General features: G+C 70.5%; 26 protein-coding genes. 11 read left to right on the forward strand and 15 right to left on the reverse strand.

From position 1 onward, the window contains the following. Positions 1–11: 11 nt before the first annotated feature. The 4 genes from pyrC to FHP08_RS04275 form a co-directional block, all read right to left on the reverse strand. Positions 12–1064, reverse strand: a complete 1053-nt coding sequence (gene pyrC, locus FHP08_RS04260) for a dihydroorotase (RefSeq protein ID WP_147703034.1) — start codon at positions 1062–1064, stop codon at positions 12–14. A 38-nt stretch (positions 1065–1102) separates the two neighbouring features. Continuing rightward, positions 1103–2392, reverse strand: a complete 1290-nt coding sequence (locus FHP08_RS04265) for a glycerate kinase type-2 family protein (RefSeq protein ID WP_147703035.1) — start codon at positions 2390–2392, stop codon at positions 1103–1105. A gap of 85 nt (positions 2393–2477) precedes the next feature. After that, the gene (locus FHP08_RS04270; protein WP_147703036.1) at positions 2478–3458 is read right to left on the reverse strand and encodes a tripartite tricarboxylate transporter substrate binding protein BugD; all 981 of its coding nucleotides are present in this window, start codon (positions 3456–3458) and stop codon (positions 2478–2480) included. A 97-nt stretch (positions 3459–3555) separates the two neighbouring features. Beyond that, complete coding sequence (locus tag FHP08_RS04275; protein WP_147703037.1) at positions 3556–4626, reverse strand: tartrate dehydrogenase; 1071 nt, start codon at positions 4624–4626, stop codon at positions 3556–3558. A gap of 98 nt (positions 4627–4724) precedes the next feature. Between FHP08_RS04275 and FHP08_RS04280 the strand changes: the two genes are divergently transcribed. Then, a complete protein-coding gene (locus tag FHP08_RS04280; protein ID WP_147703038.1) occupies positions 4725–5282 on the forward strand; it encodes a hypothetical protein in 558 nt (185 codons plus the stop codon). A gap of 27 nt (positions 5283–5309) precedes the next feature. Here the strand turns inward: FHP08_RS04280 and FHP08_RS04285 are convergent, their stop codons facing one another. Further along, on the reverse strand, positions 5310–7154 hold the full coding sequence (locus tag FHP08_RS04285; RefSeq protein ID WP_147703039.1) for an ABCB family ABC transporter ATP-binding protein/permease: 1845 nt from the start codon (positions 7152–7154) through the stop codon (positions 5310–5312). A 95-nt stretch (positions 7155–7249) separates the two neighbouring features. Between FHP08_RS04285 and FHP08_RS04290 the strand changes: the two genes are divergently transcribed. Then, a complete protein-coding gene (locus tag FHP08_RS04290; protein ID WP_147703040.1) occupies positions 7250–7648 on the forward strand; it encodes an acyl-CoA thioesterase in 399 nt (132 codons plus the stop codon). Positions 7649–7691: 43 nt separating this feature from the next. Here FHP08_RS04290 and FHP08_RS04295 read toward each other — a convergent pair whose 3' ends face one another. Beyond that, positions 7692–8378: an SDR family oxidoreductase gene (locus FHP08_RS04295; RefSeq protein ID WP_187272158.1), complete on the reverse strand. Its 687-nt coding sequence runs from the start codon at positions 8376–8378 to the stop codon at positions 7692–7694. 132 nt (positions 8379–8510) lie between these two features. Between FHP08_RS04295 and FHP08_RS04300 the strand changes: the two genes are divergently transcribed. The 7 genes from FHP08_RS04300 to FHP08_RS04330 are packed head-to-tail and all read left to right on the forward strand — an operon-like array spanning position 8511 to position 15586. Continuing rightward, entirely contained in the window at positions 8511–9623 is a 1113-nt protein-coding gene (locus FHP08_RS04300; RefSeq protein ID WP_147703041.1) for a calcium/sodium antiporter, read from the forward strand. Beyond that, the gene (locus tag FHP08_RS04305) at positions 9620–12436 is read left to right on the forward strand and encodes a monovalent cation/H+ antiporter subunit A (protein WP_147703042.1); all 2817 of its coding nucleotides are present in this window, start codon (positions 9620–9622) and stop codon (positions 12434–12436) included. Before FHP08_RS04300 ends, FHP08_RS04305 begins: the two co-directional genes overlap by 4 nt. Beyond that, entirely contained in the window at positions 12433–12780 is a 348-nt protein-coding gene (locus FHP08_RS04310; RefSeq protein ID WP_147703043.1) for a Na+/H+ antiporter subunit C, read from the forward strand. Before FHP08_RS04305 ends, FHP08_RS04310 begins: the two co-directional genes overlap by 4 nt. Continuing rightward, the gene (locus FHP08_RS04315; RefSeq protein ID WP_147703044.1) at positions 12777–14456 is read left to right on the forward strand and encodes a monovalent cation/H+ antiporter subunit D; all 1680 of its coding nucleotides are present in this window, start codon (positions 12777–12779) and stop codon (positions 14454–14456) included. The genes FHP08_RS04310 and FHP08_RS04315 overlap by 4 nt, the downstream gene beginning before the upstream one ends. Next, positions 14453–14938, forward strand: a complete 486-nt coding sequence (locus tag FHP08_RS04320; RefSeq protein ID WP_147703045.1) for a Na+/H+ antiporter subunit E — start codon at positions 14453–14455, stop codon at positions 14936–14938. The genes FHP08_RS04315 and FHP08_RS04320 overlap by 4 nt, the downstream gene beginning before the upstream one ends. Next, complete coding sequence (locus FHP08_RS04325; protein ID WP_187272159.1) at positions 14935–15207, forward strand: K+/H+ antiporter subunit F; 273 nt, start codon at positions 14935–14937, stop codon at positions 15205–15207. Before FHP08_RS04320 ends, FHP08_RS04325 begins: the two co-directional genes overlap by 4 nt. 4 nt (positions 15208–15211) lie before the next feature. After that, positions 15212–15586 (forward strand): Na+/H+ antiporter subunit G, encoded by a 375-nt coding sequence (locus tag FHP08_RS04330; RefSeq protein WP_147703046.1) that lies wholly within the window; start codon positions 15212–15214, stop codon positions 15584–15586. Here FHP08_RS04330 and FHP08_RS04335 read toward each other — a convergent pair. The 9 genes from FHP08_RS04335 to FHP08_RS04380 all read right to left on the reverse strand — a co-directional run bounded on the left by FHP08_RS04335 (position 15492) and on the right by FHP08_RS04380 (position 20286). After that, positions 15492–16346 (reverse strand): class I SAM-dependent methyltransferase, encoded by an 855-nt coding sequence (locus FHP08_RS04335; RefSeq protein WP_147703047.1) that lies wholly within the window; start codon positions 16344–16346, stop codon positions 15492–15494. The two genes, FHP08_RS04330 and FHP08_RS04335, sit on opposite strands and share 95 nt — an antisense overlap. A gap of 140 nt (positions 16347–16486) precedes the next feature. After that, positions 16487–16735, reverse strand: coding sequence for a hypothetical protein (locus FHP08_RS04340; protein ID WP_147703048.1), 249 nt, complete (start codon positions 16733–16735; stop codon positions 16487–16489). After that, complete coding sequence (locus FHP08_RS04345) at positions 16732–17109, reverse strand: VOC family protein (protein ID WP_147703049.1); 378 nt, start codon at positions 17107–17109, stop codon at positions 16732–16734. Before FHP08_RS04345 ends, FHP08_RS04340 begins: the two co-directional genes overlap by 4 nt. A 59-nt stretch (positions 17110–17168) precedes the next feature. Continuing rightward, positions 17169–17414, reverse strand: a complete 246-nt coding sequence (locus FHP08_RS04350) for a PQ-loop repeat-containing protein (RefSeq protein WP_147703050.1) — start codon at positions 17412–17414, stop codon at positions 17169–17171. A 68-nt stretch (positions 17415–17482) separates the two neighbouring features. Then, positions 17483–17881, reverse strand: coding sequence for a nuclear transport factor 2 family protein (locus FHP08_RS04355; RefSeq protein ID WP_147703051.1), 399 nt, complete (start codon positions 17879–17881; stop codon positions 17483–17485). 114 nt (positions 17882–17995) lie between these two features. Continuing rightward, a complete protein-coding gene (locus FHP08_RS04360) occupies positions 17996–18388 on the reverse strand; it encodes a VOC family protein (protein WP_147703052.1) in 393 nt (130 codons plus the stop codon). 81 nt (positions 18389–18469) lie between these two features. Then, the gene (locus FHP08_RS04365; protein ID WP_147703053.1) at positions 18470–18889 is read right to left on the reverse strand and encodes a hypothetical protein; all 420 of its coding nucleotides are present in this window, start codon (positions 18887–18889) and stop codon (positions 18470–18472) included. A 148-nt stretch (positions 18890–19037) separates the two neighbouring features. Further along, positions 19038–19454, reverse strand: a complete 417-nt coding sequence (locus FHP08_RS04375; protein ID WP_147703054.1) for a VOC family protein — start codon at positions 19452–19454, stop codon at positions 19038–19040. 85 nt (positions 19455–19539) lie between these two features. Then, on the reverse strand, positions 19540–20286 hold the full coding sequence (locus tag FHP08_RS04380; protein WP_147703055.1) for an ArsR/SmtB family transcription factor: 747 nt from the start codon (positions 20284–20286) through the stop codon (positions 19540–19542). A gap of 75 nt (positions 20287–20361) precedes the next feature. Between FHP08_RS04380 and FHP08_RS04385 the strand changes: the two genes are divergently transcribed. Next, complete coding sequence (locus FHP08_RS04385; RefSeq protein WP_147703056.1) at positions 20362–20709, forward strand: NIPSNAP family protein; 348 nt, start codon at positions 20362–20364, stop codon at positions 20707–20709. Then, positions 20706–20906, forward strand: coding sequence for an antibiotic biosynthesis monooxygenase family protein (locus FHP08_RS04390; RefSeq protein WP_147703057.1), 201 nt, complete (start codon positions 20706–20708; stop codon positions 20904–20906). The genes FHP08_RS04385 and FHP08_RS04390 overlap by 4 nt, the downstream gene beginning before the upstream one ends. The last annotated feature ends 175 nt before the right edge of the window (positions 20907–21081 follow it).

Raw genomic sequence — 21081 nt, forward strand, 5'->3', positions numbered from 1 at the left:
CGCCGCCCGCCTCAGGCGACCAGCCTCCAGTCGAGCGGCTCGCCACCGGCCAGCGGCACGATGTCGTCGTCGCCGAAGGGCAGCGACTCCGGGATGGTCCAGCGCTCGCGCCGCAGCGTGATGCGGCCGGCGTTGCGCGGCAGCCGGTAGAAGTCGGGCCCGTTGAAGCTGGCGAAGGCTTCCAGCCGGTCCAGCGCGCCGGCCCGCTCGAAGGCGGTGGCGTAGAGCTCCATCGCGTGCGGCGCGGTGTAGCAGCCCGCGCAGGCGGCGGCGTGGGCCTTGAGCCGGGCCGGGTGCGGCGCGCTGTCGGTGCCCAGGAAGAAGCGCGGATTGCCGCTGGTGGCCGCGGCCACCAGCGCCTGGCGGTGGATCTCGCGCTTGAGCACCGGCAGGCAGTACCAGTGCGGCCGCAGCCCGCCGCTGAAGATCGCGTTGCGGTTGTAGAGCAGGTGGTGGGCGGTGATCGTGGCGCCGATCCCCTCGCCGGCCTGCTCCACGTATTGCGCGGCCTCGCGGGTGGTGATGTGCTCGAAGACGATGCGCAGCGCCGGAAAGTCGCGGCGCAGCGGCTCGAGCACCCGGTCGATGAACACCGCCTCGCGGTCGAAGACGTCGATGTCGGAATCGGTGACCTCGCCGTGCACCAGCAGCGGCATGCCGGCCCGCTGCATCGCCTCGAGGGCGGCGCGCGGCTTCGCGATGTCGGTGACCCCGGCGTCGGAGTTGGTGGTGGCGCCGGCCGGGTAGAGCTTGACCGCCCGCACCACCCCGCCTTCGGCCGCCCGCAGGATTTCGTCGGCCGGCGTGACGTCGGTCAGGTAGAGCGTCATCAACGGCTCGAAGTCGCTGCCGGCCGGCAGGGCGGCCACGATCCGCTCGCGGTAGGCCAGCGCCTGCGCGACCGTGGTGACCGGCGGCTTCAGGTTGGGCATGACGATCGCGCGGGCGAACTGCGCCGCGCTCGTGCCGGCGACCGCCTGCAACGCCTCGCCGTCGCGAAGGTGAAGGTGCCAGTCGTCGGGGCGGGTCAGCGAGAGAGTCGCCGTCGCTTGCCTGTCGTTCAATCGGGACTCCGTGCGTGGTTCGGGACGACGACCGCGCCTCAGCGAGGCAGCAGCAGGATCGCCCGGTAGTCGTTGACGTTGGTTCGGGTCGGCCCGGTGACCACCAGGTCGCCCAGCGTGGAGAAGAATCGCCAGGCGTCGTTGTCGTCGAGCAGCCTGCGCGCGTCGAGCCCGGCGGCGCGCCCGCGCGCGATCGAATCCGGGGCCAGCACCGCGCCGGCATTGTCCTCCACGCCGTCGATGCCGTCGGTGTCGGCCGCGATCGCCCAGGCGCCGGCCAGGCCGTCGAGCTCGCGGCCCAGCGCGAGCAGGAACTCGGCGCAGCGCCCGCCGCGCCCCTGGCCGCGCACGGTGACCGTGCACTCGCCGCCCGAGACCAGCGCCACCGGCCGCGCGAAGGGCGCCTCGCGCGAGGCGATCTCGCGCGCCAGTGCCGCCATCACCTGGGCCACGTCGCGAGCCTCGCCGGTGACCGTGTCGCCCAGGATCGCGGCGCGCACGCCGGCGCGCTCGAAGACCGCGGCCCCGGCTTCGAGGCTTCGATGGGCGGTGGCGACCAGCTCGCTGCGCACCCGCGCGAACAGCGGATCGCCGGGCTTCGGGGTCTCGCCGATCTCGCCGCGAGCGCCGGCCTGCAGGCGCCGCGCGATCGAGGCCGGCGGTTCGACGTCCCAGCGCGCCAGCACGTCGAGCGCGTCGGCGTAGGTGCTCGGATCGGGCGCGCAGGGGCCGCTCGCGATCGCCGACAGGTCGTCGCCGGCCACGTCGGAGATGACCAGCGCCAGCACCCGCGCGCGGGTGGCCTGCGCCAGCCGGCCGCCCTGGATGCGCGACAGGTGCTTGCGCACCACGTTCATCTCCTGGATCGGCGCGCCGCTGGCGAGCAGCGCGCGGGTGACCGCCTTGAGATCGGCCATCGGCACGCCGTCGGCAGGCAGGCTCAACAGGCTGGAGCCGCCGCCCGAGACCAGGACCAGCAGCAGGTCGTCCGGCCCCAGCGCGGCGGCGCGCGAAAGGATGTCGGCGGCAGCGCGCTCGCCGGCCTCGTCGGGCACCGGATGCCCGGCCTCGACGACCTGGATGCGGTCGCAGGGCAGGCCGTGCGCGTAGCGGGTGATGACCAGCCCCTCGAGCGGCGCCCCGGCAGGCCAGGCCTGCTCGACCGCGCGGGCCATGCTGGCGGCTGCCTTGCCCGCCCCCACCACCAGCGTGCGGCGGAAGCGCCCGATCTCTTCGGGCGCGGGCAGGAAGCCGGAGAGGGTCTTCAGCGGGTCGGCGGCGTCGACCGCCGCCCGGAAGCTTTCGAGAAGCAGCTCGCGGGGATTCATCCCGCGAACTTTAACCCAGCGGGCGCGGCGCCCGGCCGGCCTGCGCGCCGCGCGAGCCGCCTCGGGGAACGCCGCGAATCGGCGATCAGTCGGCGTACACGCCGGCCTTCTGGATCACCGGACGCCACCGGTCGATCTCGGCGGCCAGGTGCTTGCGCAGGGCCTCGGGCGTGGCCCGGTCCTTCGACACGGTGGTCGCGCCCAGGTCGGCGAAGCGCTTGTTGAGGTTCTCGTCCTCGAGCGCCTTCTGCAGCGCGGCCACCAGCTTGTCGATGACCGGCTTGGGCGTGCCCTTGGGCGCGTACATGCCGTGCCAGATCGAGATGTCGAAGTCCTTGTGGCCCTGCTCGATCATCGTGGGCAGGTCGGGCAGCGACGGGATCCGCTTGGGCGAGGTGATCGCCACCGCCTTCACCTTGCCGGCCTTGATCTGCGGCGTGGTGTTGGTGGTCTGGTCGCACAGCAGGTCGACCTGGCCGCCCATCAGGTCGGCCATCGCCGGCGCCGTGCCCTTGTACGGCACGGTGACCAGCTCCTGGCCGATGGCCGACTGGAACATCAGGCCGCACAGGTGCGAAGCGGCGCCGATGCCGGCGTTGGCCAGCGTGACCTTCGAGGCATTGGCCTTCAGGTAGGGAACGAGCTCGGTCATGTTCCTGGCCGGCAGGTCGTTCTTGACCATGATGGTCATCGGCACTTCGTTGATCATGCCGATGAACTCGAAGTCCTCGAGCGGGTCGTACTGCAGCTTGCGGTACAGGGAGGGCGCGGTGGCCATCCCGATGTGGAAGACCAGCAGCGAATAGCCGTCGGCCTTGGCACGCGCCACCTTGCCCACGCCGATCGTCCCGCCGGCGCCGGCGGTGTTCTCGACGACGATGTTGGCGCCGGGCAGGTGCTTGGCCATCGCGTCGGCCACGGTGCGCGCCACCGTGTCGGTGGGGCCGCCCGCCGCGAAGGGCACGGTGATCGCGATCGGGCGGGTGGGGTAGTCCTGGGCCGAGGCGACCCCGGCGGCGAAGGACAGCGCCAGGCCGGCAGCGCCAGCCATCAGACGTACGAACATCGGAATGCTCCCTGGGAATGGAATAGCGGCCCGAATCTAACCGATCCGGACAGCTCCCGGCGCCGGAACCGTATCGCCGGCCTGACTTTTGGCACTTTCAACCGGAAGCCAGCGCCTCGGCGACCGCGCGGCCAACGTCGGCGGTGCTGGCCTTGCCGCCCATGTCGGGGGTGCGCGGCCCGTGCTCGGTGACCTGCTCGATCGCCGCGAGGATCGCGTCATGGGCGTCCTTGTGGCCCAGGTGCTCGAGCATCATTGCGCCGCACCAGATCTGCCCGATCGGGTTGGCGACGCCCTTGCCGGCGATGTCCGGGGCCGAGCCGTGGACCGGTTCGAACAGCGAGGGGAAGTCGCGCTCGGGGTTGATGTTGGCCGACGGCGCGATGCCGATCGTGCCGGTGCAGGCCGGGCCCAGGTCCGACAGGATGTCGCCGAACAGGTTGCTGGCCACCACCACGTCGAACCAGTGCGGGTTGCGCACGAAATGCGCGGTCAGGATGTCGATGTGGAACTTGTCGACCTTCAGGTCCGGATACTGCTTCTGCATCTCGGCGACCCGCTCGTCCCAGTAGGGCATCGAGATGAAGATTCCGTTCGACTTGGTGGCCGAGGTCAGGTGCTTCTTCGGGCGCTTGCGCGCGAGCTCGAAGGCGTAGCGCAGCACGCGGTCGACGCCGGTGCGGGTGAAGATCGACTCCTGGATCACCACCTCGCGGTCGGTGCCCGGGAACATCTTGCCGCCCACCGACGAATACTCGCCCTCGGTGTTCTCGCGCACCACGTAGAAGTCGATGTCGCCGGGCTTGCGGCCGACCAGCGGGCTGGGCACGCCCGGCATCAGCCGGACCGGACGCAGGTTGATGTACTGGTCGAACTCGCGCCGGAACAGCAGCAGCGAGCCCCACAGCGAGATGTGGTCGGGCACCGTGGCCGGCCAGCCGACCGCGCCGTAGAAGATCGCGTCGTGCCCGCCGATCTGGTCTTTCCAGTTGGCCGGCATCATCTCGCCGTGCTTGGCGTACCAGTCGCAGCTCGCGAAGTCGAAGTGGTCGTAGCGCAGGTCGATGCCGAACTTGCGGGCGGCCTCGTCGAGCACGCGCAGCCCCTCGGGCACGACCTCCTTGCCGATGCCATCGCCGGGAATCACCGCGATCCGGTGTGTCGTCATTGTCCGCCCTCCTCTGGCGATCCTGTGAACTCTGTTAGCGAGTGTAAAGCCTCGCCGAGGAGGTCAACGGCGGGCTGGCCGCAGCCGTTCTGGAAAGCATGAATGCGAATCGAAGCACCGGCCCCCGCCCCGGGTCCAACGGCCTCCGCCTGGTCGGCGCCCTGGCCTTGGGCGGTACGCTGCTGCTGGCGGGCTGCGTGACCCCGGCGTCCACGGTCTATTACGACCAGGGCTATCCGGTCGGGCCCGCCCCGGTCTACGCGGAGCCCTACCCGCCGGCGCCGGTCTGGGTCGATCCCTACTACGTCCCCTCCTACCCGCCGACGGTGGTCGTGCCGCCGCGCTACATTCCGCCCCCGGTGATCGTGAGCCCGCCGCCCGTCTACATCGAGCGGCCCCCGGTCTACCGGCCGGCGCCCGGCTATCGCCCGCACCCGGGATACCGCCCGCCCGGCTACCACGCCGGGCAGCCGCGGCCCTCCCCGCCGCCGAACCGCTGGCAACCCGGCGGACGACCGGATTACGGCGGCCCGCAGGCCGGGCGCCCGCCGCGCCCCGACGGCAACGGCGTGCGCAGCAGCCGGCCGCCGCCCGCGCCCGGCACGGCGCGGCCGTGGGGCGGCCGGCCCGAGTCGGGCGAGAACTCGGGGCCGTAGGCCCCCGCGGGCCGTCCCGATTCGCAGCTATGCCGGCGCGGGCGCCTCGCGCTGAGCGCCCGGCTCGGCGTCGCGCTGCTGCAGCGCCCACAGCCGCGCGTACTCGCCCCCGGCGCGCAGCAACTGCACGTGGGTGCCGCGCTCGACGATGCGGCCGTCGGCCATCACCAGGATCTGGGCCGCGTCGGCGATCGTGGACAGCCGGTGCGCAACGACCAGCGTGGTGCGGTTGGCCGCCGCCACGCGCAGGGCGCCCTGGATCGCCTGCTCGTTGCGGCTGTCCAGCGCGGACGTGGCCTCGTCGAGCACCAGGATGGGCGGATCCTTGAGCAGGGCGCGCGCGATCGCCACCCGCTGCTTCTCGCCGCCCGACAACTTGAGCCCGCGCTCGCCGACCATGGTGTCGTAGCCCCTGGGCAGGGCCTGAACGAAATCGTGGAGCCGGGCCGCCTTCGCCGCCGCGACGATCTCGTCCTCGCCGACGCCGGGCCGTCCGTAGCCGATGTTGTAGCGGATGGTGTCGTTGAAGAGCACCGTGTCCTGCGGAACGATCCCGATCGCCGCGCGCAGGCTGGCCTGCGTGACCGACCGGATGTCCTGGCCGTCGATCGCGATCCGGCCCGCGCCCACCTCGTAGAAGCGGAACAGCAGCCTGGCCAGCGTGGACTTGCCGGCGCCGCTCGCGCCGACCACCGCGGTGGTGGTGCCGGGCGCCATCTCGAAATCCACCTGGTGCAGGATGGGCCGCGCCGGCTCGTAGGCGAAGGACACCCGCTCGAAGCGCACCGCCGGCGCGCCCTCGAGCCGCAGCGGCGGCGCGCCCGGCGCGTCGTCGATCTCGCGCTGCTCAGAGAGCAGGCGGAACATCCGCTCCATGTCGGTCAGCGCCTGGCGGATCTCGCGGTAGAGCACGCCCAGGAAGTTCAGCGGCGCGTAGAGCTGGATCATGAAGGCGTTGACCAGCACCAGGTCGCCCAGCGACATCGATCCGTCGACCACGCCGGCAGTGGCCCGCCACAGCAGCAGGGTCACCGCGGTGGCGATGATCAGGCTCTGCCCCAGGTTGAGCACGCTGAGCGAGGCCTGCGAGCGGATCGCGGCGCGCATCTTCTCGCGCAGGTTCTCGTCGTAGCGGCCCGCCTCGAAGTCCTCGTTGCCGAAGTAGCGCACCGTCTCGTAGTTGATCAGCGCATCGACTGCCCGGGTGTTGGCGCGCGAATCCTGCTCGTTCATCCGCCGGCGGAACTGGGTGCGCCACTCGGTGACCTTCACCGTCCAGACCACGTAGAGCGTGAGCGCGCCCACCGCGATCGCGGCGAACCAGCGGTCGTAGTTCAGCGCCAGGTAGCCGACCACCAGCAGGATCTCGATCAGCGTGGGCAGCACGCTGTAGAGCGTGAACGAGATCAGGCTGGAGATGCCCTGCGCGCCGCGCTCGATGTCGCGCGACATGCCGCCCATCTGACGGTCGAGGTGAAAGCGCAGCGACAGCGACAGCAGGTGCCGGAAGACCTGCAGCGTGATCGTGCGCGAGGCGTCGTGGGTGACCCGAGAGAAGATCAGCTCGCGCAGTTCGGTGAACAGGGTCACGCCGAGCCGCAGCAGTCCGTAGCCCGCGAGCAGCGCCACCGGCACCACCAGCGCGGCGCGGGCCGCGTCGTCGCGCACGTCGAGCGCGTCGACGATCTCCTTGAGCACCAGCGGCACGCCCACGTTGGCCAGCTTGGCCGCCACCAGGCAGGACAGCGCGAACCCGATCCGCCAGCGCCAGGTCCAAAGGTAGGGCAGCAGCCGGGCGACCGTGTGCCAGTCGCCGGCGGGCTGCGGGCCCGCGCCGGCGGGCGGCGGGTCGAGGGTGGCGCTTCTTCGCATGTCGCAGGGGCCGGTACGGGGTCGGTGAAGGCCCGGGATGGGGCCCGACAAAAGCGCTATTCTCCGACGAACCCCCGAATACCGGAGAACCGCGGATGGAAGCCACGACCACCTCGCTGCCCGAAGGCCGCATGCCGGTGCTGCGCGTGATGCCCATGCCGGCCGACGCCAACGTTCACGGCGACGTCTTCGGCGGCTGGATCATGTCGCAGGTGGACATCGCCGGGTCGCTGCCCGCGGTGCGCCGGGCCAACGGCCGGGTGGCCACCGTGGCGGTGAATTCCTTCGTGTTCAAGCAGCCGGTGTTCGTGGGCGACCTGCTCAGCTTCTACGCCGACGTGGTCAAGGTGGGCCGCACCTCGATCACGGTGTTCGTGGAGGTCTACGCGCAGCGCAACCGGCTGGTCGACGAGGTGGTCAAGGTGACCGAGGCCACGCTGACCTACGTGGCCACCGACGAGGACCGCCAGCCGCGGCCGCTGCCGCCGGGCTGAGCGCCTCGGCGTGCCGCCCCGCGCGACTGCGCGGGCGCCGCGCTCAGCTCACCCAGCCGCCCGCGAAGGGAAAGCTCTGGCCGGCGAAGAAGTTCACCTCCGAACTGGCCAGGAAGACCGCGAACAGCGCGTCCTCGCGCGGCGTGGCGAGCCGGCCCGCCGGCACCTCGCGCTCGAGCCGCCGCTGAAAGGCCGGCAGCGCCTGCACCTCGGGCCCGTAGTACATCGGGTTCTCGACGAAATTCTGCGCGATCAGGTTGACCTGCACGTTGCTGGCGGCCACCTCGGCGCCCACCGCGCGCACGTAGGAGACCTGGGCGCCGCGCGCCGCGGCGTAGGTCGAGGTGCGCTTCTGGCCGCGGAAGGCGGTGGCGCTGCCCATCACCACGATCTTGCCCGCGCGGCGCTCCAGCATGCCGGGCAGCACCGCCCGGAACAGGCGCGGCAGCGGGTCGACGATGTTGGCGAACACGTGCCGCCACTCGGCATCGCCCACCTCGTGCGCGCGGGTGGACGGCGCCGGCACGCCCAGGTTGGCGATCAGCACGTCGACCGGACCGGCGGCCTCGGCCGCCCGCTGCGGCGCGCCGGGATCCTCCATCGAGGACTCGTCGGCGAACACCGTGGCGCCGTGCTCGCGGAACACCTCGGCCAGCACCGGCCCCATGAAATCCCCGGCCTGCGTGACGAGCACCCGCTTGCCCGCCAGGCTGTCTCCGATCCGCCCCATCTTCTGCCTCCGCCCTGTCTTCGCCTTGCCTTGCAGCGATTATCGCCGCCGACCCGTCTCCACGAAATCATCCCGATTCCGGAACGCGGTGAAGTAAGGTTCGCGCTGAGTGCTCGAAAAAAAAGGTTGATCATGACCATCTTCCTGTTCATTGCCGGACTGGTGCTGCTGGTGGCGGGCGCCGAACTGCTGGTGCGCGGCGCCTCGAAGCTCGCCGCTGCGATCGGCATGTCGCCGCTCGTCATCGGGCTGACCGTCGTCGCCTTCGGCACCAGCGCGCCCGAGATCGCGATCTCCGTGGGCGCGGCGCTGAAGGGCCAGTCCGACGTGGCGGTCGGCAACGTGGTCGGCAGCAACATCTTCAACGTGCTGTTCATCCTGGGCGTGTCGGCGCTGATCGTGCCGCTGGCAGTGGCCCGGCAGCTGATCCGCCAGGAGGTGCCGGTGATGCTCGGCACTTCGCTGCTGCTGCTGGTGCTGATCCTCGATCGCTCGCTCGACAAGCTGGACGGCGCGCTGCTCGCCCTGCTCACGCTGGGCTACCTGGGCTTCCTGATCGTGCAATCGCGGCGCGAGGGCGCGGCGACGGCAGGCGGCGGCAGCGCGGCAGCCGAAGCCGGGGCGTCCGGGCCCGCGCAGGCGGCACCGAAACCCCCGCGCCGGGGCGGCGGGCTGGCGCTCCAGATCGCGCTGGTCGTCGGCGGCCTGATCGCGCTCGTCTTCGGCGCGCGGATGCTGGTCGACGCCGCGGTGGCGTTCGCGCGGGCGATGGGCGTGAGCGAGCTGGTGATCGGCCTCACGATCGTGGCGGCTGGCACCTCGCTGCCCGAGGTCGCCGCCTCGATCACCGCCGCGCTGCGCGGCGAGCGCGACATGGCGGTGGGCAACGTGGTGGGCAGCAACATCCTGAACATCCTGGCCTGCCTCGGGCTGGCCTCGCTGGTGGCGCCCGCACCGCTCGCAATCGCGCCTTCGGTGCTGAACTTCGACATCTGGGTGATGCTGGCCGCGGCGCTGGCCTGCCTGCCCGTGCTGATCACCGGCCGCGAGATCGCCCGCTGGGAAGGCGTCATCTTCCTTGGCTACTACCTGGCGTACGCCGCCTACCTGATCCTTGCGGCGCAGCAGCACGACGCGCTGGCAGGGTTCTCGAACGTCATGCTGTCCTTCGTGATCCCGCTCACGATCGTCACGTTCGTGGCGCTGGCCGTCCGGCCGGGCGCCACGCGGAGCCCGCGTCGATGACCTCGTTGCCCATCCTCGCACTGCTGCCCTTCGCGGCGGCCGTGCTGCTCGCCGCGGTGCCCAATCGCTCTAAGCCGGCCGCTGCCTGGATCGCCGGCCTGACCGCGCTCGCCGGCTGCGCGCTGCTGGCGAGCCTCGCCCCCGCGGTCTTCGGCGGACGGGTGCCGGCCTGGAGCGTGCCCTGGATGCCGGGGCTGGGCATGGACTTCGGCTTCAGGCTCGACGGCCTGGCCTGGATGTTCTCGCTGCTGATCCTGGGCATCGGCGCGCTGGTGGTGCTGTACTCGGCCTGGTACCTGCACGACGAGGATCCGCCCGCGCGCTTCTTCATGTTCCTGATGCTGTTCATGGGAGCCATGCTCGGCGTGGTGCTCGCGGACAACCTGCTGCTGCTGGTCGTGTTCTGGGAGCTGACCAGCCTGTCGTCGTTCCTGCTGATCGGCTACTGGAACCACCGGATCGACGCCCGCGAGGGCGCGCGGATGGCGCTCACGATCACCGGCGCCGGCGGCCTGGCACTGCTGGCCGGCGTGCTGCTGATCGGTCACATCGTGGGCAGCTACAAGCTCGACGACGTGCTGGCCGCAGGCGACGTCATCCGCGCGCACCCCCTGTACCTGCCGGCGCTGCTGCTGGTGCTGGCCGGCGCCTTCACCAAGTCGGCGCAGTTCCCCTTCCACTTCTGGCTGCCCCACGCGATGGCCGCGCCCACCCCGGTGTCGGCCTACCTGCACTCGGCCACCATGGTGAAGGCCGGCGTGTTCCTGCTGGCGCGCATGTACCCGGCGCTGGGCGGCAGCGACGCCTGGTTCTGGATCGTCACGCTGACCGGCCTGGCCACGCTGCTCGCCGGCGCCTGGCTCGCGATCTTCAAGCACGACCTGAAGGGCCTGCTCGCCTATTCCACGATCAGCCACCTGGGCCTGATCACGATGCTGTTCGGCCTGGACACGCGGCTGGCGGTGGTGGCGGGCGTCTTCCACATCATGAACCACGCGACCTTCAAGGCCTCGCTGTTCATGGCGGCCGGCATCATCGACCACGAGAGCGGCACGCGCGACATGCGCAAGCTCAATGGCCTGTTCCGCTACATGCCGAAGACCGCGGTGCTGGGCATGGTGGCGGCCTCGGCCATGGCCGGCGTGCCGCTGCTCAACGGCTTCCTGTCCAAGGAGATGTTCTTCGCGGAAACCCTGGCGCGCTCGGGCAGCGGCATCACCGGCTGGCTGCTGCCGGCCGGCGCGACGCTGGCGGGGCTGTTCAGCGTGGCCTACAGCACGCGCTTCGTGCACGACGTGTTCTTCAACGGCGAGCCGAAGGACCTGCCCAAGACCCCGCACGAGCCGCCGCGCTTCATGCGGGTGCCGGTCGAGTTGCTGGTGGTGCTGTGCCTGGCGGTGGGCATCGCGCCTGCGCTCACCGTGGCGCCGCTGCTTGCGGTGGCCGCCGGCGCGGCGCTGGGCGGCCCGCTGCCCGAGTACAGCCTCTCTGTCTGGCACGGCTTCAACCTGCCGCTGCTGATGAGCGCGATCGCGCTGGCGGGCGGCCTGGCGCTCTACTTCGGCCTGCAGCGCAAGATGGACCTGCACCAGTTCATCCGCGTGCCGCGCGGCGGCCGCGAGGCCTTCCTGTTCGTGATCGAACGAAGCTACGAAGCGGCCCGCGGCCTCACGCTCGCGCTGCAGAACGGCAGCCTGCAGCGCTACCTGATGCTGCTGGTGGTCTGCGCGATCGCGGCCGGCGCCCTGCCCTTCGTCGAGCAGGGCTTCGGTGCGGGCGACCCCGGCGTCGGCGCAGTGCCGGTTCCGCCCTTCAACGGCGCCGTCGCTGCGATCTGGGCGGTGGGCGTGGTGGCGGCCTTCGCCACGACCATCGCCTACCGGCGCCGCCTGCTCGCGCTGATTCCCCTGGGCGCGGTGGGGCTGATCGTGAGCCTGGCCTTCGTGCACTTCTCGGCGCCCGACCTGGCGCTGACCCAGATCCTGGTCGAGGTGGTGACCATCATCCTGATGATGCTCGCGCTGGCCTGGCTGCCCGAGGAGAGCCCGCGCGAGCGCAGCCGCTGGGAAACCGGCCGCGACGCGCTGCTGGCCATGGTCGCCGGCCTGGGCGTGGCGGCGCTGGTGTATGCGGTGCTCGACCGCCCGGTGTCGTCGATCTCGCCCTACTTCCTGGAGACCGCCCTGCCCGAAGGCGGCGGCTCGAACGCGGTCAACGTGATCCTGGTCGACTACCGGGGCTTCGACACCCTGGGCGAAATCACCGTGCTGGGCATCGCCGGCATCGCGATCCACGCGATCCTCGCCGGCTTCATGCCGCGGCGTCGCCCCAACGCCGGCGCAGCCGGCGCCGACCCGCACCCGCTGATGCTGGCGATCGTCTCGCGCCTGCTGCTGCCGCTGGCCGCGCTGGTGTCGGCCTACCTGTTCCTGCGCGGCCACAACCTGCCCGGCGGCGGCTTCATCGCCGGCCTGGTGCTGGCCATCGCGCTGATCCTGCAGTACGTGGCCAACGGCCAGGGCTTCGTGAGCGAGCGCATGCGCACCGACTTCCGGCCCTGGATCGGCTGGGGCCTGCTGATCGCCGGCGGCACCGGCGTGGGCGCCTGGCTCTTCGACGCGCCCTTCCTGACCAGCACCTACGACTATCCCCTGTGGCCGGTGGTGGGCGCGGTGCCGCTGGCCAGCGCGGCCGCCTTCGACCTGGGCGTGTTCCTCACCGTGGTCGGCGCCACGATGGTGGGCCTGGCCTCGATCGCCCGACTCAACGCGCCGGCCGCACCGGCCGCCGCAAACGAAAGGAGCCAGGGATGAGCCTGCTCGTTGCGCTGGGCATCGGCGCGCTCACCGGCACCGGCCTCTGGCTGATGCTGCGGGCCCGCACCTTCGACCTGATCCTGGGCCTCACCCTGCTGTCCTACGCGGTGAACCTGTTCATCTTCGCGATGGGCCGGCTCAAGGTCGCCGCGCCGCCCATCCTGGACCCCTACCTGCCGCCCACGCTCGAGACCTATGCCGATCCCCTGCCGCAGGCCCTGGTGCTGACCGCGATCGTGATCGGCTTCGCGATGACCGCGCTGATGCTGGTCATCGCGCTGCGCACCCACCTGGAGACCGGGTCGGACCATGTCGACGGCGGGGGCTCCGACCGCACATGAACTGGCCCCACCTGATCATCGTCCCGGTCGTCCTGCCGCTGCTGGCGGGCGCGTTCCTGCTGCTGCTCGAGCGTCGCGCGGAGCGGGGCGGCGCGCGGCCGGGCGGCGGCCCGGCCGCCCTGCTGTCGCTGCTCGCAGTGCTCGCGCAGCTCGCGGTGGCGCTGATGCTCGCCGCGCGAGCCGCCGGCGGCGGCGTCGACGCCTACCTGCTCGGCAACTGGCAGGCGCCCTTCGGGATCGCGCTCGCGCTCGACCGCCTGTCCGCGCTGATGCTGGTGCTCACCGCGCTGGTGGCGCTGGGCAGCGTGCTGTACGCGCGGGCCGGCGACGCGGCGCGCGGCCCGCACTTCCACGCCCTCTTCCAGTTCCAGCTCATGGGGCTGAACGGCGCCTTCCTGACCGCCGACCTGTTCAACCTGTTCGTGTTCTTCGAGGTGCTGCTGATCGCCTCGTACGGCCTGCTGCTGCACGGCGGCGGCGCGGTGCGGCTCAAGGCCTCGATCCACTACGTGGCCTTCAACCTGGCCGGCTCCTCGCTGTTCCTGATCGCGGTGGCGCTGCTCTACGGCCTCACCGGCACGCTGAACATGGCCGACCTGGCCGAGCGCGTGGCCGCGCTGCCTGGCACCGACACCGCGATGATCCGCGCCGCCGGCCTGCTGCTGCTCGTGGTGTTCTCGGTGAAGGCCGCGCTGCTGCCGCTCTACTTCTGGCTGCCCGAGACCTACGGCGCCGCCACCGCGCCGGTGGCGGCCCTGTTCGCGATCATGACCAAGGTGGGCGTGTACTCGATCGCCCGGATCTACACGCTGGTGTTCGGCGACGACGGCGGCGCGGCAGCGAACGTGGCCTGGCCCTGGCTGCCCTTGCTGGCCCTGGGCACGCTCGCGCTGGGCGCGGTGGGCACGCTGGCGGCCACCCGGCTGCGCGGCCTGGTCGCCTACCTGGTGGTCGGCTCGGCGGGCACGCTGTTGCTGGCGCTGGGCCTGGGCAACGAGGCCTCGGTGTCCGCGGGCCTGTTCTACATGATCAACAGCACGCTGATGGCGGGCGCGCTGTTCCTGCTGGTCGACCGGATCTCCGCGGCTCGCGCGGTGCACGGCGACGTCCTCAGACCCGACGACTTCCTGGGCGACCGCGCGGCGCTGGGCGCGGCCTTCTTCACCTGCGCGGTCGCCGCCGGCGGCCTGCCGCCGCTGGCCGGCTTCCTGGGCAAGGCGATGCTGCTGGAAGCCGCCACCCCCACCCCGCTGGCCGTGTGGACCTGGATCGTGGTGCTCGCGGCCGGCCTGGGCACGATCGTGGCGCTGTCGCGCACCGGCAGCCTGCTGTTCTGGCGCAACGGGTCCAGGCAGGCGCGGTCCGGCGAGGAAGCGCACGGCCACGGCACGCACGGCCACGGTCCACAGGGGCCCGCCGCGCAAGGCGAGCCCGATTCCCGGGCCGGCCTCGCCCCGGGGCAGGCGCTGGGCGCCGGCCTGCTGGTTGCGCTGCTGCCGCTGCTCGCGGCCTTCGGCGGCCCGGTGCACGGGTACACCAGCGCCGCGGCCGCGCAGCTGCTCGAGCGCCGGGCCTACATCGACGCGGTGCTCGGCGCGCGACCGGTGCCGGCGGCGATCGACGTGCGCCGCGAGATGCGCGAGCGCGGCGAGATCAAGGGAGCGAAGAAGCCATGAAGCGACTGCTGCCCGCCCCGCTGCTGAGCGCCACGCTGTTCGTGGCCTGGCTGATGCTCAACCAGTCGGCCTCGGCCGGCAACCTGGTGCTGGCCGCGATCTTCGCGGCAGGCCTGCCGCTGGCCTTCGGCGGCTTTCGCGTGGATCCGCCGCGCATCCGCCGCCCGCTGGTCATCGCCAGGCTCGGTCTGCTGGTGCTCTACGACATCGTGATGTCCAACATCGAGGTGGCCCGGCGCATCCTGGGCCCGGAGTCGAAGATCACGCCGCGCTTCGTGTGGGTGCCGCTGGACATCCGCGACCCGCACGGCATCGCCGCGCTGGCCGGCATCATCACCATGACCCCCGGCACGCTGTCCTCCGACCTGACCGAGGACCGGCGCCACCTGCTGGTGCACGCGTTCAACGTCGACGACGAGCAGGCGCTGGTCGCGTCGATCAAGGAACGCTACGAAACGCCGCTGCGGGAGATCTTCGAATGATCATCGCCCAGGTCCTGCCCTTCGCGATCGGCGCCTTCGCGCTGGCGATCCTGCTGTCGGCCTGGCGGCTGCTGCGCGGCCCCGACCTGCCCGACCGCATCCTCGCGCTGGACACGCTCTACATCAACGCGCTGGCGCTGCTGGTGCTGGCGGGCCTGCAGTACGGCACCAACCTGTACTTCGAGGTGGCGCTGGTGATGAGCATGCTGGGCTTCATCGGCACCGTGGTGCTGTCTAGGTTCCTGTCGCGCGGCGACATCGCGGAGTGAACGCATGAGCCTGCAAGACCTTCCGCTGTGGCTCGACCTGCTGCTGACCGCGCTGGTCGTCGTCGGCGCCTTCTTCGCGCTGGTCGGCTCCTGGGGCCTGGCCAAGCTGTCCGACTTCTACAAGCGGCTGCACGGCCCGACCAAGGCCACCACGCTGGGCGTGGGCTGCGTGCTGATCGCGTCGTCGATCTGGTTCAGCATCGGCCAGCAGACCCTCAGCGTTCACGAGTTCCTGATCACGCTGTTCCTGTTCCTGACCGCGCCGGTGTCGGCGCACCTGCTGATCAAGGCGGCGATGCACCTGGACCCGGGGAGCCGGCCGGCGCCGCCGAAAGGGCGGAGCGGCGAGCGCCGCGAACGGCCCAGGCCCTCAGCCTGAGCGAGATCGCACCGCCCGATGCAGGTCGCAGTGCCGACTCCAGCGCGGTCCGCAGCGTCGCGCGCCGGTCCTCCGGAAGCGACGCGACATAGGCTGGCGCGGGCCCCTGCCCTCCGAGAAACGGACGCCAGTAGTCCTCGAAGTCGGCGAATTCCGCCTTCGCGTCGAGCGACGACGTCTCGACCCCGGAGAAGCCTGCTTCCACGAAGGCGGCTTCCAGCGCGGTGGGCCTGCACACCGGGAAGCGAATCCCTTCGTGGAGCCGCGCGGCCTCGTGATCGAGCGACGCGGCGACGTCCCAGAAGCGCCGGATGACCTCCATGCCCTCGGCGTAGTCCCAGACATAGGCCGCGACCTCGCCGCCGGGAGCCGTGACCCGCTTCATCTCCGAGAGGGCCGCCGGCAAGGCCGGAACGAAGTTCAGCACGAGCCCCGAGACGACGACGTCGCACGCGCCGTCATCGAGCGGCAGCGCAGCCGCATCTCCGGCGAGGAAGCGCGCCCTGTGGGCGAGCTTGCGAACGGCCAGCTCGCGAAATCCGTCCGAAGGCTCGACGCCCACCAGACTGCCCGGGGCACAGCGATCGAGGATGGCCGCGGACAGCGCACCGGTGCCGCAGCCTACGTCCAGCCACCGCTTGCCCGCGGGCGGGTCCAGCCACTGCAGGAACAGCGGGGCGATCCTTCGGCTCCAGCGGCCGATGTACTGCTCGTACGGGCTGCCGCGTTCCCACGTGTCCGAAACATGCGTCGTGTCCATCGCTTGTCGCTCCGATGATGGCCGGCGAACACGAGGCCTCGGCGCCCCCTGCGGGTTCAGCCTCGGGCCTCCCCTGGAAATCCGGCCGCGGCCCGCGCGCCTGGCCATCGACCCTGCCTGGGTGCCGAGCTGCTCGAAGCTCAGGGCAAGGGCCCGAGCCGCGACAACCACGACTCCTTGGCGGTGACAGCGGACCAGACCATGTTGCCACCCACCGTCACGAACGCCGCGCCACCGGCAAGCCGGACGACACCCGCCGTGTCGGCCAGGATCAGCACGCAAGCGCCCACGCCGCACAGGAGCAGCCCGAGCGCTGCGGTGATCAGCCGGTACGTTCTTCGGGCATGGAAGGGCTTGCCCGCCCCTTGCTCGGTCGCGTCGGGCGTCATCGCGCGAGCGGCTGCATCAGGTGCGCGACCGCGCCGGCGGGGTCCGCCACGGCGCAGATCCGGCTGACGCCGGGCACGTCGTGCGGCGCGACCACGACGCTTCCGCCAAGGGAAACAGCGCGCCTGGCGCTGTCGTCGGCGTCCGCCACCGCGATGTAGAAATGCCAGTACGCGCCCTTGCCCGGGCTGTCGGGGGTCGGGTTCATCATCCCCGCGACGTCCTGGCCCTTCGCCTGGAAGAGGGTGTAGGTGCCGTAGGGCCCCGCATCGACCTCCCGGCGGGTCCAACCGAACAGCCCGCTGAAGAAGGCGCCGCTGACCGCCTGGTCGGCAGTGACCAGCTCGTGCCACAGGAATGGACTCTGTGCCTGCATGGCGCCTCGCGTGAAGAGATGTTGCCGCGACGCGCCGTCAGGCCGGAATCTGCGCGGCGCTAGGCATAGACGATCGCCCCGACGATCACCGCCGCGTCCAGGCCCACCCAACCGACGCACGGCAGGTAGATGTTCTTGTCGCCCTTCTGGAGCCCGTACCAGAACCAGAGCAGGGCCGAGAGCAGGTAGGCGCTCCAGGACACGATGGAAACGCCGGCGGCCTGATGGCCCACCCAGATGGTCAGGACCTGGGGAACCGTCATCAGCATGGTGAAGACGGACATCGCGCCGAGCACGCGACTCATGACCGTCCGGGATTGTTCGTCGTCGCCGACGGGTGTCGCGGGATCGGGCGCCATGGTGCTCTCCCGGCTCAGGCAGAGGGGATGGGTGGACGATTCTTGCGGTAGGAGTTCTTCAGGACGATCTTGCCGTCGCGAAGCGTGAACAGGTCGCAGCCATGGACCTCGACGCGGGTACCGTCCGCGCGGGTCCCGGTGAAGGTCCACTCCGACACGCCCCGGTCGCCGTGAACGAAATGGCGCGCGTTCGCCCAGTGGGCGTCGGGAAACGTGGCCCAGACCTCGGCGAAGCCGGCGCGCACGGCGTCCCTGCCCGCATATCGGGTTCCGCAGACCCCGGGGCCGGCCGAGGCCTCGAAGACGCAGTCCTCGGCCATGAAGGACATCAGCGCGTCGACGTCGTGGCGATTCCACGCGTCGGCGAAGGCCTGCAGGACCTCGGCGGTCACCTCGGGAGCGGCTGTCTGCATGATCGGGCACCTCCGTGTCGGAACCGCACTGCGCGGATCGTCGATCGTAGGCCGGAAGCGCCCTTTCGGGAAGGCCGCGGCGAGGACGCCCCCCGCCGCCGCCGCCGATCCGGTCTACTTCGGCCGGTAAAGCGCGCAGAGCTTGTTGCCGTCGGGATCGCGAACGTAGCCGAGGTACAGCGATCCGGAGGCGCCTTCGCGCAGTCCCGGCGGGTTCTCGATCGAGGCACCGCCATGCGCGACCGCGACGTCGTGGAACTGCTGCACCTGCTCAGGCGAACTGCACTTGAATCCGATCGTTCCGCCGTTCGCATGGACGGCGGGACCGCCGTCGATCGGCTCGGAGACACAGAACGTGCTGCCATCGTGTCGGTAGAACAGCCTGGCATGGCCGGTGGCAGCGATGTTGCGCACCGCCTCTTCCGCGCCGAGGACGCCCAGGACGGCGTCGTAGAAGCGTTTGGATTTCTCGATGTCGTTGGTTCCGACCATCACATGACTCAGCACGTCTCGTCTCCCTTGCTCGTGGTGGATGAATGAATCTCGAGCGCACATGGTATCCGGCAACGCCGGCCGGCCACGACCGGCTCACGCCCGATCGTCCCGATCGCCATCAAATTGCCCGACTAAGGCAGGCATGAGTGCGAACAGCACCAGCATCGCCAGGTACACGCTTCCGGAGACGGGGTCGCGACTGGCGACATACTCCGCCAGTGATCGTTCCTGCAAGGCCACCGCGAGCAGCACTTCGGCAACGAGCAACAGGGCCAGGGCAAGAAGCCCCGTTCCGAGCCGCGCGGGCAAGGCAAGCGGGACGGCGAATCGCCTGACGACGAATCTCGCCGCCATCACGACGACGGCAAGCATCAAGGGCATCTCGCTCAGTTCCGCGATGCGCTCCCCAAGACGCGGCACCAGGAGGGAGACACGCAGCGCCCCGAGGGCGAAGCCGGCGCCGAACACCAGCGCGAAGTATGCGAGCCCGGCCTTGATCGATTGCGCGGTCACGTCAACACCGCTCTACCGGCCTTCGCGGCGATGGCTTCCCCGAAAACCCCGCATACGGGCCGTCCCCCGTCCGCACGGCGTCGCGAGCGCTGAAACGAATCCATGCTTTCGGTTCCTCGACGAAAGCCGGGTCATTCATCAGGCGCGCTCAAGGCTGGAATTGCGGATTCCAGACGACTTCCCACAGATGCCCGTCCGGATCCTGGAAGTATCCCGCATAGCCGCCCCAGAAAGTGTCCCCGGCCGCCTTCACGATCCGGGCGCCGGCCGCCTGCGCCCGCGCCATGACCGCATCGACCTCCTCCTTCGAGGCCAGGTTGTGCCCCAGCGAGAGCCCGGTCGGGCTCGGCGGCGTCACCGGCAGCCCCGAGTCGTGCGCCAGGCTCTTGCGCGGCCACAGCGCCAGCCTGAGGCCCGGCTGCATGTCGAAGAAGGCGACCGCGCCGAACTCGAACTCCCGGCCCACGATGCCCTCGGTCGGAAAGCCCAGGCCCTCGGCGTAGAAGCGTACCGCGCGCTCGAGATCGTCGACGCCGAGCGTGATCACGGAGATGCCCGGCCTCATGGCGATCTGCCGTGGCGAACATGGACGGCCGGGCCGCGCATGCCTTGCTGCATGTCGATCAGGAGCAGGGCCGATTCTTCGTTCCTCATGTCCATCTTTCTTGTTGCCACGCCGCTGCCTGTAGTTCCGCCGCAGCCGGGTCTCTCGCGCCGCTCACCTGGAACAAGGCGCGAAGAGACTGCTCGCCATCCGTCGAGAATGTGATCGCGCGGGACGCCTGCTCGCGCTGTGCCCAACCCATGTCCAGGATGTGCTTCAGCAGCGCTGCCCCGAGCCATCCCGCCAAGTGGTGGCGACGCTCGCTCCAGTCTAGGCACGCGCGGCAGAACGACCGCTTTCGCCCCGCCGCGTGGCGAAGGTCGATTCCGATGCGCGCGCCCCAGGCGCCCCCCTGCTCGGTGAGCCTCGGTGCGCCATCGAGACGTTCCAGAAGGCCGTGCCCGAGCATCTCTTCGTAGATCAATACGCCGAGCTCGCCGGCCAGGTGGTCGTAGCAGACGCGAGCCTTGCGAAGCGCAGGCTCACGGGGCCCGAAGCGCGGGCGCGATGGCGCCGACCTGGCCGCGAGGCCCATCAGGGACTCGAGGAGCTCGGCCACCTCGCCGCCCGCGAGCCGGAAGTACCGGTGACGGCCCTGCTGGTCGACCTCCACCAGGCCCGCATCCAGCAGCTTCCCGAGATGGGAGCTGATGGTCTGCCGGGTGACGCCCGCCGTGTCCGCAAGCTCCGTCGCGGTCCAGGAACAGCCCGCCATGAGGGCCGAAAGCACCTCGGCCCTGGCGTTATCGCCAATGAGCGACGCGACCCGCGCGATGTTCGGTCCTCGAGCCATGGTTCGACCTCGATCGAATCAAGTTGAAGGGACGGCCGCTACTGTGAGCACAGCCCGTTCATCAGAGACACCACCATGACCATCACCTGCGTGATCCGCTACGAGATCGACCCGTTCCAGCGAGAGGCCTTCAAACGCTACGCCGAGACCTGGGGCCGAATCATTCCGCGTTGCGGCGGCCATCTCGTCGGCTACTTCCTGCCCCACGAGGGGACGAACGACGTCGCCTGGGGCCTGATCGCCTTCGAGAGCCTTGCCGCGTACGAAGCCTACCGCGCGCGCTTGAAGACAGACGAGGAAGGACGCGCGAACTTCGCCATGGCCCAGGATCGAAAGTTGATCCTAAAGGAAGCGCGCACTTTCGTGGAAGTGGTGGACGGCACCTTCGGTATCGCGCCGGAGGAAGGAGAACAGAACCAATGATCGCGGTGATCTTCGAAGTGATGCCCCATGCCGACCGCCGGCAGGACTATCTCGACACGGCAGCGGAACTCAGGCCCCATCTCGAACAGGTGGAGGGCAGGCGATCGATCTTCGCCGACGACCGGCTCCGCGTCGCGCACGTCGTCCGGGACTACGGATTGTCGGACAGGCGGGGCGGTGCATCTGCGCCGCTCTAGTTCTGGCGCGTGCCCTACGGCGGTCATTGACGGCCTCCAGTGATCGCTCGAATCGCCCTATGCGGGCGGACTGGACCACTATCCGCATTGAATGGCGCCGATGCAATCGAAGAGAACGGCTCGGCATCGTCGGTCGTGGATCCTTGGCCGAAAGAGCCAGATCGGGAAACCGGCT

Source organism: Zeimonas arvi (assembly GCF_008039575.1).
In the GTDB taxonomy this organism is placed as follows: domain Bacteria; phylum Pseudomonadota; class Gammaproteobacteria; order Burkholderiales; family Burkholderiaceae_E; genus Zeimonas; species Zeimonas arvi.